We start from the raw sequence: 12599 nt of genomic DNA on the forward strand, positions 1-12599 counted from the left end.
AGCACTGGATCAGTGCATCAACCCTGATTGGCCGGATCCTCATGGGCGGAGAACTCCCGCATGAAGGCCTCGGCCCGCTCCACCATCTTGGTGGAACCGACGAAGTAAGGGGTGCGCTGGTGCAAGGCAGTGGGCTGGATGTCCATGATGCGGCCAAAGCCGTCGGACGCCTTGCCACCGGCCTGCTCCACCAGAAATGCCATGGGGTTGCACTCATAGAGCAGGCGCAGCTTGCCGTTCGGGGAGTTGGTGCCTGACGGATAGATATAGATGCCGCCCTTGAGCAGGTTGCGATGGAAATCGGAGACCAGAGAGCCGATATAGCGGGAGGTGTAGGGTCTGTGAGTCGCCTCGTCCCGCTCCTGGCAATATTTGAGGTACTTCTTCACCCCGTCCGGGAACTTGATGTAGTTGCCCTCGTTGATGGAGTAGATCTTGCCCTCCTCCGGGATGCGGATGTTCTCGTGGGAAAGGCAGAAGCAACCGATGGAAGGATCATAGGTGAAGCCGTTGACGCCAAAGCCGGTGGTGTAGACCAGCATGGTGGAAGAGCCGTAGACCACGTAACCGGCAGCGACCTGACGGTTGCCCGGTTGCAGGAAGTCTTCCAGGGTGACGCCCGTCCCCGGGGCGCTGAGACGGCGGTAAATGGAGAAGATGGTCCCGACCGAGACGTTGACATCAATGTTGGAAGAGCCGTCGAGGGGATCGATCAGCACCACGTATTTGGAGTGACGGGAGAGCTCGGAATCAAAGGAGACGAAGTCCTCTTCTTCTTCGGATGCAATACCGCACACTTCACCACGGGCTTCCAGCGCGGCTTTAAAGCGCTCATTGGCATACACATCCAGCTTCTGCTGCACCTCGCCCTGCACGTTTTCAGCACCCATGGAGCCGATGATATCTGCCAGCCCCGCCTTGTTGATCTCCCGGTTCACCACCTTGGCGGCCAGACGGATGGAACTGAGCAGTGAGGTCAGCTCGCCGGTCGCGGTGGGGTAATCCGCCTGCTTTTTGACGATGAACTCGCCCATGGTGATCATGTTTCGCATTATTGTTCCTTTAAGAGCGTTTCCGTTGGCTTTGAAAACGTTTGCACGCGTCGACAAAAAAAGTGCCGATCCTCGGCAGCCTTGTTTTGTAACCTAATGTAACGCCTGTTTTTTGTTTTTGCAGCGAATTAAGCCGCTGGATAAACGTGCAATTTACACCTCACCACCCCATCAAAAGGGCATAAAACCAGTGCCAATTGGTGACTTTCATCATGTTAATTCGCAGCAAAAAATCACGAACAGGCAGCCATGATGGGTGCAACGGCCCACTTGGCCCCCCTATCTGGGTAGCTGATGGCAAGGCCGGTGCCCACCTCTTGAGATCTCCAGATCAATCCAGCACACTGGCCAAGCTTTGGAAGCAAAAAAACATAAGGATATTCAATGAAAAGGACTCTCATTGCCGGCACGGTTGCCGCTCTGTTCGCGTTACCGACTCTGGCGGCTAACGTACCTGCCGGCACCCAGCTGCTACCCGGCGATCAACAAATCTTCGTGCGCAACATAGGTTCAGAGCCCGCCTCCATCGATCCCCAGATGGTGGAAGAGAGCTCGGGCAGCGACATCGTCAACGACCTGTTCGAGGGGCTCTATACCCTGGATGGCGACGGCAAGCTGCAAGCCGCCGGGGCGCTTGGCTATGAACTCGACACCACAGGCACCGTCTACACCTTCAAGCTGAGGCCCGAGGCCAAATGGTCCAACGGCGAGCCGGTGACGGCGGCAGACTATGTCTATGGCTGGCAACGGGCGGCGGATCCCAGAAACGCCTCCAACTATGCCTGGTTCATCGAGCTGACCGGCGTCACCAACGCCAGCGACGTGGTACAGGGTAAAAAAAGCCCGGATGCCCTCGGCATCAAGGCCCTCGATACGCACACCCTGCAGATCACCCTGAACAACCCTGTGCCCTTCTTTCTGAAGACGCTCTCCCACTACACCACCTTCCCCGCGCCCAAGGCGACCATAGAGAAGTTCGGTCATGAGTGGGTCAAGCCGGGCAACATTGTCTCCAACGGCGCTTTTATGCTCAAGGAGTGGACCCCCAACGAGCGCCTCATCGCAGAGCGCAATCCCCTCTACTGGGATAACCAGAACACAGTGCTCAACAAGGTGCTCTATCTGGAGATAGTCTCTGACACCGCCGCCTACAACCGCTATCGTGCCGGTGAACTGCACTACACCACCTATCCGCTGGAGCAGTACAAGCAGCTCAAGAGCCAGAGCCCGGAGGAGCTTGTCAACGCCCCCATGCTCGCCACCTATTACTATGTGTTCAACACCCAGCGCAAACCGTTCGACAACCCCAAGGTGCGCAAGGCGCTGTCGCTTGCCATCGACAGAGACACCATCACCGAGAAGATCCTGGGACAAGGTCAGCTCTCCGCCTTCAGCCTGACCCCACCAAGCGTCGACGGCTTCGAACTCAAGCGCCCTGCCAGCCAGTTGCTGAGCAAGGAGGAGAGGATCAAACAGGCGAAAGCATTGCTGAGCGAGGCCGGATACGGCCCGGGCAAACCGCTGGATGTGGACATCCTCTACAACACCAACGAGAGCCACAAGAAGATAGCCCTGGCCATCTCCTCCATGTGGAAGCGCAACCTGGGGGTTACCGCCAAGCTCAACAACATGGAGTGGAAGACCATGGTGTCCGCGCTCAATGAGGGGGATTTCGGCGTCAGTCGCTACTCGTGGAACGGGGATTACAACGATGCCTCGACCTTCCTCGACATCATGACCTCCAGCAGCAGCGCCAACAGCGGCAAGTGGTTCAACAAGCAATATGATGCCCTGCTGGCAAAGGCCCATGACTCCAAGGATCCGGTCGAGCGCAACCGGCTCTATCAAGAGGCCGAGGCGCTGATCGACCAAGAGGCCCCCATCGCCCCCGTCTACTTCTATGTCAAGTCACGGCTGCTCAAGTCCAATATCAAGGGCTATCCCTATCAAAACCCGCAAGACGTGGTTTATTCGAAAGACCTCTATCTCACCGCGCAGTAACGCCCTGACCTCCTAAACAGAAAGACCGCCTCGAAGGCGGTCTTTTTTCAATCTTCCCGACAGCTCGCCAATGCCACCCTGGCCCGACGACGCAGCACCACAGGCTGCACCAGCAGTTGCGCCAGCAAGACCCCAAGCAGCGTCATGCCACCACCGATCAGGTGATAGCTGGTCAGCGTTTCCCCCAGCCAGCTGATGGCCAGTACCGCCGTCATCACTGGCAGCAGATTCATGAAGATGGCGGTGCGGCTCGCCCCCAGCAGGGCTATGCCCTGCATCCAGAGCCAGGGGGACAAGGCCGAGGTAGGAATACCTGCGTAGAGGATGAGCCAGAGCGCGCGGCCATCTGGCCACTGCCCGTCCACCAGCAGGTAAAACGGGGTGAGAAACAGCAGGCTGCACAGCACCTGGCCGTAGAGCATGGACCAGTTGTCCAGCCCCAGATCCCACTTTTTGAGCAGGACGCTATAGAGGGCATAGGTGCCCGCCGAGAGCAGCATGTATACAGAGCCGATATGAATGCCCTGGGTAAACAAACGGGACGGATCCCCCTGTCCCAGCAAGATGGTCAGCCCCAGAATGGAGATAAGCCCACCGAGCAGAGCCCCCCAGGTGGGACGCTCACGCAGCAGCCAGATACTGAGCAGTACCGTCATCAGCGGTGTCAGCCCCATCATCAGACCTATCTCAGTGGCTCCCAGGGTTTGCGCTGCGTAGTACCCCAGGGTCTGGTTCAGCACCATGCCGAGCAGGGCCAGAGTCGCCAACTGATAGAAGCCGGCCCGCAGTTTGGCCCGATCCCGCAAGGCCCTGTGTGCGAGGAAAGGCGTCAAGATGATGGCGGCCACCATCCAGCGCGACCAGGCCAGTGCCGCGGGTGAAAGCAATCCAACCGCCAGCTTGCTGACAATGGCATTGCCAGACCAGATGGCCATGCAAGAGAAGGGAAACAAAAAGGCAAGAGGCATAGCGCTGTCCACAGAAACGATCCGGTATTTCAGGCGGGAGTATAAGGGGGCAAACAAGATTCGCAAGCACAGCTCGGCCTTGAGAATGCGGGTGACGTTGAACCGAGATCGAGCTGAGCCAATTCGGCCATGTCAGGGCTGAAAACAATCATGCCCGCACAGTGGCGGGCATGAAGCGGCTGGATGGGATGGCACAGAACTTATGCCGCATCCATGTGCAGTCTGGAGATCATCTCATTGACCTCGACCACGGTCTGGCGGTGGGGTATGTCAGCTGGTGTTGGCATCATCAGCAAGCCTGACTGGAAATCAAAACGCCCCCTGCCGTGGATATAAATCCGCCCCTTGAAGAAGGTTTTGACATGTTTTGCCACCATCAGTGGCAGGTACTTCTTGAACACTCTCATCGTTTGCAACCTCTTGCAGTTGTATCCGTATGACAGCAGCTTCTGCGAAATAATTCCGTAAATTCTTTATAAAAATCCGGAAAAATCGCAACTCTCTTCCCCAAAAAACCAATCTATAACTTTTTATTAACTTTTAACGTATTGTATGTGGTCCTTCCAGCCAGAGCAATACCCCCTTGCTATCTTGCCATTCGATACAAGCCATGCCTGACGTGGCAAACATGGGGGCACCTGCCGCCGGGCAGAGGCTCTGCACCAGATAACCTACCAGTGGCAGGTGGCTGACCATCAAAATTTGGTCATGTGTTGCCGCCAACGCAGTGAGATAGCTTGCGACAAAAGCAGGGTCCCCATAGGGGGTGATTTCCTTGCTCTCTTCGACCCTGGTGGCCTTGGGCAATTCACTGCATATGCTCTGCCAGGTTTGTCTGGCGCGCAGATAATTGCTGTGGACAACCAAATCCAGCACCCCGTCCAGTTGGGGCGCCAGCCAACTGGCCATGTGAATGGACTCTTCAATTCCCTGCTCGGTCAGTGGACGCTGTTCATCTGTTTTCGCATTCATGCCAGCCTGGCCATGACGCATGATGTAGATTTTCATTACAACCTCGCCCAACGGGCCTGTTTTGATAGCGGGGGGATCTTACCCCGCCATGCCGGGGGAAACAATTGCGCTACCTCTCAGAAAAGGGTTTGCCTCACTGGATAGCGGGGTCGATAATCATGTTTAAATTCAAATAAATCCAACACGAGTCACGCGCCAATGAGCCCATATGCCAGCCCTAATGACCATCGGCAATACCACTATCTGGAGCTGGCAAACCGGCTCAGGGTCTTGTTGATCTGCGATCCCGACACCGACAAGTCTGCCGCCTCTCTGGCCGTCAACACCGGCCATTTCGACGATCCGGCCGATCGGCAGGGGATGGCTCATTTCCTTGAGCATATGCTGTTCCTTGGTACCCGCACTTATCCCAAGCCTGGTGAGTACCAGCAATTTATGAGCCGTCATGGCGGCAGCAACAATGCCTGGACCGGCACCGAGTTCACCAACTTCTTTTTCGAGATAGACACCGGCTTCTTCGAGGCCGGTCTCGACCGTTTTTCCCAGTTCTTCATCTGCCCCACTTTCACCCCCGAGTGGGTGGATAAAGAGCGCAACGCGGTCGACTCCGAATACCGCCTCAAGCTGCAGGACGATGTGCGCCGCAGCTACCAGGTACATAAAGAGACGGTCAATCCGGCCCACCCTTTCTCCAAGTTCTCGGTCGGCAACCTGGATACCCTGGCCGATCTGCCCGGCCGGGATCTGCGCGCCGATCTCATCCGGTTCTACGAATCTCACTACAGCGCGGATCGCATGGCGCTGGTGATGATCTCGCCTGAATCCATCGAGACCCAGATTGACTGGTGCGATCGCTTTTTCGCTCCCATTTTGAATCGCAATTTGGGAATACCGACCCTGACGACCCCCCTCTATCGCCTCGACGATCTCGGCATCCGCATCCGCATCAATCCGGTCAAGGAAACCCGCAAGCTGGCGCTGACCTTTCCGCTGCCCAATGTGGATGAGTTTTATGACAAAAAACCCCTCACCTTCCTGAGCCACCTCATCGGCTATGAAGGGGATGGCAGCCTGCTCTCCTTGCTGAAAGCAAAAGGCTGGGTCAACCAGCTCTCCGCCGGAGGCGGCATCAGCGGTGCCAACTTCAAGGATTTTGGGGTGAGCTTTGGCCTCACGCCGCTCGGGCTTGAACACGTCAACGAGATAGTGGCCGCCCTGTTCGGCTATCTGAAACTCATCGAGCGTGGCGGGGTAGAAAGCTGGCGCTACGAAGAGAAGCGAACCGTGCTTGAGTCGGCGTTCCGCTTTCAGGAGCGGGGCCGGGCCCTCGACACCGTTTCCGGCCTGGTGTTGAACCTGTTCAGCTACACGCCCGAGGATCTGCTCTACGGCGATTACATGATGCGCGAATACGACGAGGCGCTGATCCGCCGCCTGCTCGCCAAGCTCACGCCACACAACCTGCGCATGACCATCACGGCGCCTGAGCTGGCCACGGATCGCCTGGCCCGCTGGTATCAGACCCCCTATGGCGTCGACATCATCACGGAGGCGGAAAAGATCCACTGGCAGCAGAGCGAACCTGATCCGGCCCTCACCCTGCCCTTGCCGAACCCCTTTATCAGCAACCGGCTCGATCCGCGCCAGCCAGCACTGCAAGCCGACATGCCCGCCTGCATCATCGACAGGCCTGGGTTTCGGCTCTGGCATCTGCACGAGCATCAGTTCAGCGTGCCCAAGGGCAACCTCTACATCTCCATCGACAGCGAGCACGCGGTCAAAAGCCCGCGCCACATCGCCATGGCACGGCTTGCGGTGGAACTGCTCACGGATCACCTCAACGCCCTCACCTACCCGGCGGAGCTGGCGGGGCTGGGCTACCAGATCTATGCCCATCAGGGCGGCTTTACCATCAACCTGAGCGGCTTTGCCGACAAGCAACCCCTGCTGCTCGACATGATCCTCGGCAACCGCACCCTGGGCTATCCGGATCCGGGCCGCTTCGCCGAGATAAAAGAGCAGCTCATCCGCAACTGGGACAACCAGTCCAAGGCGCGGCCCATCTCCCAGCTGTTCAACCAGCTCACCAGTTTGCTGCAACCAAACAACCCGCCGTTCGAGCAGTTGCTGCGCCATCTGCGCACCGTGGAACTTGGCGAGATGCCGGCGTTTGTCGCCCAACTGTTCGGGGAGGTACACATAGAGGCGCTGGTTCACGGCGACTGGAATGCCGCCGAGGCGCTCGAACTGGCCGCCCTGTTGGAGCGCCACCTCGGCACCCACAGCCAGCCCAGTGCCGAGACCCGCCGCCCGCTCATCTCCATTCAAAACAGGGGCACCCTCATTCGTGAGCAGGGCTGCGAGCACGAAGACTCGGCGCTGCTGGTCTACTACCAGTCCCGCACCACCCGGGCGCGGGATCTCGCCTGCTTCACCCTGGCCAACCACATAATGTCGTCCACCTTCTTCCACGAGCTGCGCACGCGCCAGCAGTTGGGGTACGTGGTGGGTGCCGGCAACCTGCCCCTCAACCGTCACCCCGGCCTCATCTTCTATATCCAGTCGCCAGTGGCAGGGCCCCAGCACTTGCTGGATGCGGTGGAAGAGTTCATCGACCTCTTCCCGCTGGCCATGCTGGAGCTGACCGAGCAACAGTGGCAAGACAGCAAGGTGGGCCTGCAGGCCCAGCTGAGCGAACGGGATGCCAACCTGCGCAGTCGCGGCCAGCGGCTCTGGGTCAGCATAGGCAACAAGGATCTAGGCTTCGATCAGCGGGAAAGGGTGTGCGAAGAGGTGGGCAAACTGAGCCGTGCCGACTTGGTGCGCTTCATCATACAGCTGCGCTCACGCACCTCGGACAGGCTGATCCTCTGCAGTTATGGTCAGGGTCATGAGCATGACGAGCGCATCACGGGCCAGTTTATCGACGACCCCAAGGCGTTCAGGCTCGCCGCCAACACCTTCGAGGCCTGAAGCAGGCATTCCCGCCCATCAGCCAATCCAGCCCAATAAAAAGCCGACCCCTTGGGGTCGGCTGGAAAAACCATAACAATTGCGACCAAAGCCGCCAAAAGTGAACATGAGCGTGAAAATCAGACACTGCGTTGATGGTCGGCCGGATGGTTCAAACCAGAGCGCACCTGCCAATATCAACAGTGATTGAGAAACAGGCTCATCTTAGGCACTCCCCTCCCTTGTCACGTTGATCTATGTCAAAGGAGGTAGCAAAGAGTCGGTGACCTGCCGGTTTGTCGGCCTGGATCACGCTTTCGCTTTTCAGCCCCGGCGGATCAGGCGATAGGCCACTTCATCAAAATAGGAGAGCTGACCGGAGAGCACTCTGGGGTGATCCACCTCTGCGGCACGGCCCAGCACTTCCACCCGAAAATCGCGCTCGAACAGGGTGCGCACTTCCATCTCCCCCACCGAGAAGGGCGGCTGTTTCTGCTGCTCCGGCTGATACTCCAGAGTCACCAGCAGGATCTGGCCACCGGTTTCCATCAGGCGGCTCATCAGCTCCGCATACTGGCGGCGCATCTCCGTCGGCAAGGCGATCAGCGCCGCCCTGTCATAGGCCAGCCGGTAGCGCCGCCCCAGTTCGGGGGCGGCAAAAAAATCCCCCTGATGAATGCGCAAGGAGCCGTGCTGATGGCACTGATAAGGGCCCAGCTCGCTGAGGGTATCGGTGAGCAGGTTTTCACTGAAGAACTGTTCGATGGCGAGCGCAGAGAGCTCGAAGCCATCGATGGGGTGCCCCAGGCCATTGAGCCAGAGCATGTCGCGGGACTTGCCGCACAGGGGCACCAGCACGGGTTCACCCTGTTGCTGGGCAGACCACCAGGATTGCAGCCAGCGATTGAAGTCTGCCTGATGAAAGCCAATCCGGTTCTCTTCCCAACGCTGATGCCAAAACGCAGCTTCCATCCTAATACCCCTGTTATCTGAAGATGCCTCAATATCACAACTTAACCCGGCGCACGCAAGCCTTGCGCCGGGCCGACGGGTGATTTTTGCCAGGCAAACGATTACAAAACCCAAAAGAACCGCCAGGCCCCTTTTTTGACATCTTTATGTCATGGATATGTGATGGGTGATCTGCAGCCTCACCAAAATAACGTGCGCTGACATGCCAACTGGCCGCGCGGATTCAGGCACAGGCGGGCTCGGCCGTCATCATGGCCGCCACTGCCGCTATCCTGGCCGAGATCTGTGCGAACGAGGGGCGCTGCGACACATGATCGCAGAGGCATGCCCGGACCAGTAGAGCGAGATCATGCAGCGCCTCGCTCTGTGGCTGGCAGCGTGCCAGCAGCTCGTCGAGCAGACACCCAAAGGCCCTTACCTCTATCCGCTCCAGCCCCTCGGCCAGCACGCATTCCGTGCGATCGTAACAAGAGGCAGCGCCAAAATCGCCGAGCAGCACCCGGCCCTTCCCTTGTAAGGAGTGCAGTATGTTATGGCCATAGAGATCGCCGTGCATGATGCCTCGCTCATGCAGATGCCCCGCGGCAGCCGCTATGCCCTGCGCCATGGCGAGCACGGCGGCCGGAGTGAATGTCAGCGCTGCTGGATAGACGTCGCGGGTGCAGGAGTCCAGACTCGGCGGGCCCGCCAGATTGGCAAACTTGGGATCTATCAGCTCCATCACCAGCGCCGGCATGCCGGAGGGGTGATCCGCCACCTTCCCCAGCACCCTGATCAGGTTGGGATGAGTGCCGGCCGCCAGCGACGCCGCCATCTCGCAATGAGGCAAGCCATCGCTGGTCACGGCCCCCTTGAACAGCTTGACCGCCACCGCCTGCGGCTCATCACCCTGCAATCCGTCGCACGTGATGTGGGTGGCACTATGGATCACGCCAGAGGCCCCCTGCCCCAGCAACTCACCCAACTCAAGCGCCCACCACGGCACTGGGGCGATATGAGCCATATGAGCGTCATCGATGGCCCGCGCCTCCTCCCCCTCGCTAAAGGGGTTGCCGGAATAGGCGAGCCAGGAAAGGCGCGGCAGCGCCAGCAGCCAGTCGGGGAAGCATTCGATGCGGTTGGCGGCGATGCGCAGCAGTTCGAGTCGATAGCAATTGGCCAGTGTCTCTGGCAAGGCGGTCAAGCGGTTGCCCGCCAGCATCAGCTTTTGCAGGCGGCTGCACTGACCCAACTCATCGGGCAACTGTGCGATGGCGTTGTCAGTTAGGATCAGCCAGCGCAATCCCACTGGCAGCGACGCGGCGGGAACTGTGGAAATCTGGTTAGCCTTGAAGCCCACCATGGTCAGTGCCGGGCAGAGACCCAACACCTCGGGCAACTCGGTAAAGCGGTTCTCGGAGCAGAAAATGATGCGCAATTTGCTGAACTCGGCCAGCTCGTCAGGCAGCCGACTCAACTGGTTGCCAGTGAGATCCAGCACCTCGAGCGTCTCTTTAAGGCTCAGGATCTCGGGTGGGAACTCCGTCAGATTTTCACAAAGCTTCAGATGGCGGGCGCCGCACAGTTCACCCGCGCGCAGCTGTTCCAGAGTATGCATAACCGTTTTTCAATCCTGATGATCTGCCTGATGGCACAGCGACCATCAGCGCGCGCCGAACCCGGGTCCGGCGATTTTAAAGGGGGGCATTATAAAGAATTCGGGGCGCAGATCGCCCCTTTTGTTGCTTTGGCAAGGCTCAGCGCTCAGCCACACCACCCCGGCGAATTGACGAAGAGACGTAGGGTGCAATAAGCGCAGCGCATTGCACCGTTTGCCGCGCGGCTTTTGTGCAAGGTATGAGGAACAAAAGTAGAGGTGCAATTTCATTGCCCCTACGATACTGAAAATAGCGGCACACGCCAAAATCGTGATCTCCTCCCCCCTCGAGCCAAATTCCCCATTAAAAGCATCATCACGACAACCACTTACACTCATACCAAAGCTTACCCGAAAAGGTGGATGTCCCAGATTTCTATTGTGAATAGCAACGCTTTGCAGACTATTTTTGGGTGCCAGTGTTGCTTAAAAGTGAATTATTATTCTGTTCAACAGCGCAGTTCCTATGTGATTATTGTCGACTTTATTTTATAATGCTTAAAATACAATCAAAAAACTAAAGTAAGAACAGCTGAGAGCGAAATGAACACTTAACCGAATCCGCTAGCTCTATTTTTAAAAATCCTTGTTCACCCATGCTGCTGAGTGGCAGCAACGTGAGGTGTTCACCCTAGAAACTTAATAGCTGTGAGCAACATATGATTAATGCCAGCGCTTTTATTGAACATGTTAACAAACATCCCATAAAAATAATTCACAGATCCGCAAAAAATAGCAACCCCAGTGTTTTCAATGCCACTATCACGGTAGGTAAGCATTTAGAGAATATGCTGTGCATTCTTAGTGCACTATGCGTTAAAAACATAGAAGAAGGTAATGTGCATGCGCTGGCAATGGCATTTAAAAAAGAGTTTATAAAATTTGTTGTTGCTGAATTCATCAAGACAACAACATATAAGCAGACAGAGTTTGGGGCAGGGGTAGAGACTGGCGAAAGATTGGTTGAAGCCATCGTACTCCCCACTTTTCATTATTACCTTGCCACTCTTTCTGATGGTGATGTGGTTGCTCATATCCGATTTTTTATGAAGTTGATGCGCGGCATTGAATCGATAGATGCGCAGAACGCAAAAGACCCAAAGACAGCATTGCAGGAATATTATCAATCCCAAAAGTTGCCTCTACCAATTTATAAAACTCAAATGTGCGGAGGAACACAACATGAGCCACAATATGAGTCTGTTCACGTTTCACCCAACAAGAGGATTTTTACAGCAACAGGTTCAAGTAAGAAAACCGCGGAACAAAATGTTGCACAAATTGTCCTAGAAGAATTAAATCAACTCAAGACCTCCGATAAAATAAATAGCTCTAACAAAAAACATTTGAAGACATTTAATAGTATTGACACCATTTTTGATGGGGTATTAAATCCTGTGGTGGCTGGTATGTATAAAAATAGCGAGCTAAATACAGCCTTCGGGTTACCGAACGACTTGAATTCAATTCAATTATTCGCGCCAGCACGTATAAAGGGAACAGATCGCTCACTGCGTTCACACAGAGTGTATGCAACACTTGGCGCTTTCTACACAAGCTTTCTGACAGCGGTTAGCTCGTTAGCATTGGTTAAAAAAAACGAGAATGCACCAATAGGAATGAATATCGGCCTTGAGGTGCTTTCAGAAAAAAACCTCATGTCATTTTATCATTCCGGTTTTATCTCGAAACAGTCACTTCCATACAAAGGACATAGCGAATATGAGGTAACAAGTTATTACGTTGATTGTATTCAAGCTTGCTTTGGTGCAGCACTGCTTAATATCATTAGCAATAAAAACAAGTATGATTATAGCGAGTTAATGACATCCTTACCTGCCGTAAACTGGATTTATAAACGTGTAAAAAATTGCCATTCGAATAAGTTTTATGTAAGTCAGGACATTCTTTCTACGCACACACTACATCGAATGCAACAGTATGGTTTCACCATCAAACTCGATAAAGTGCTAGGGAAGGTGCGAACAAGTCCCTGATATGAGATCATGTTTGTCATCTGGAGCCATGGAACAGGGTTCATCATGA

The 12599-nt window shown here is 55.8% G+C and carries 9 protein-coding genes; 3 read left to right on the top strand and 6 right to left on the bottom strand.

Features of this window, described 5'->3' with window-relative positions; translation table 11 throughout:
* Positions 1-17: 17 nt before the first annotated feature.
* Entirely contained in the window at positions 18-1052 is a 1035-nt protein-coding gene (gene fbp, locus OKC28_RS19890) for a class 1 fructose-bisphosphatase (protein WP_005315352.1), read from the bottom strand.
* 384 nt (positions 1053-1436) lie between these two features.
* On the opposite strand from fbp, the gene OKC28_RS19895 reads away from it, so the two are divergent.
* Positions 1437-3053, top strand: a complete 1617-nt coding sequence (locus OKC28_RS19895; RefSeq protein WP_021140378.1) for a peptide ABC transporter substrate-binding protein — start codon at positions 1437-1439, stop codon at positions 3051-3053.
* 47 nt (positions 3054-3100) lie between these two features.
* Here the strand turns inward: OKC28_RS19895 and OKC28_RS19900 are convergent, their stop codons facing one another.
* From OKC28_RS19900 to sixA, 3 genes are all read right to left on the bottom strand, one after another.
* Positions 3101-4021, bottom strand: coding sequence for a DMT family transporter (locus OKC28_RS19900; RefSeq protein ID WP_270691000.1), 921 nt, complete (start codon positions 4019-4021; stop codon positions 3101-3103).
* Positions 4022-4221: 200 nt separating this feature from the next.
* Positions 4222-4428: a DUF1107 domain-containing protein gene (locus OKC28_RS19905; protein ID WP_021140380.1), complete on the bottom strand. Its 207-nt coding sequence runs from the start codon at positions 4426-4428 to the stop codon at positions 4222-4224.
* A gap of 133 nt (positions 4429-4561) precedes the next feature.
* Complete coding sequence (gene sixA / locus OKC28_RS19910) at positions 4562-5029, bottom strand: phosphohistidine phosphatase SixA (protein WP_270691001.1); 468 nt, start codon at positions 5027-5029, stop codon at positions 4562-4564.
* A gap of 162 nt (positions 5030-5191) precedes the next feature.
* Here sixA and OKC28_RS19915 point away from each other — a divergent pair, with 162 nt between their 5' ends.
* Positions 5192-7966, top strand: a complete 2775-nt coding sequence (locus tag OKC28_RS19915; protein ID WP_270691002.1) for an insulinase family protein — start codon at positions 5192-5194, stop codon at positions 7964-7966.
* Between the two features lie 303 nt (positions 7967-8269).
* On the opposite strand, the gene OKC28_RS19920 is transcribed toward OKC28_RS19915, so the two are convergent.
* Both OKC28_RS19920 and OKC28_RS19925 read right to left on the bottom strand, forming a co-directional pair.
* Positions 8270-8917 carry a thiopurine S-methyltransferase gene (locus OKC28_RS19920; RefSeq protein ID WP_270691003.1) on the bottom strand — a complete coding sequence of 216 codons (648 nt, stop codon included), beginning with the start codon at positions 8915-8917 and terminating at the stop codon, positions 8270-8272.
* A gap of 223 nt (positions 8918-9140) precedes the next feature.
* Positions 9141-10514, bottom strand: coding sequence for a leucine-rich repeat-containing protein kinase family protein (locus tag OKC28_RS19925; RefSeq protein WP_270691004.1), 1374 nt, complete (start codon positions 10512-10514; stop codon positions 9141-9143).
* A gap of 1094 nt (positions 10515-11608) precedes the next feature.
* On the opposite strand from OKC28_RS19925, the gene OKC28_RS19930 reads away from it, so the two are divergent.
* The gene (locus OKC28_RS19930; protein WP_270691005.1) at positions 11609-12550 is read left to right on the top strand and encodes a putative dsRNA-binding protein; all 942 of its coding nucleotides are present in this window, start codon (positions 11609-11611) and stop codon (positions 12548-12550) included.
* Positions 12551-12599 lie beyond the last annotated feature (49 nt).

The organism is Aeromonas sp. D3, from assembly GCF_027705025.1.
Classification (GTDB): domain Bacteria; phylum Pseudomonadota; class Gammaproteobacteria; order Enterobacterales; family Aeromonadaceae; genus Aeromonas; species Aeromonas salmonicida.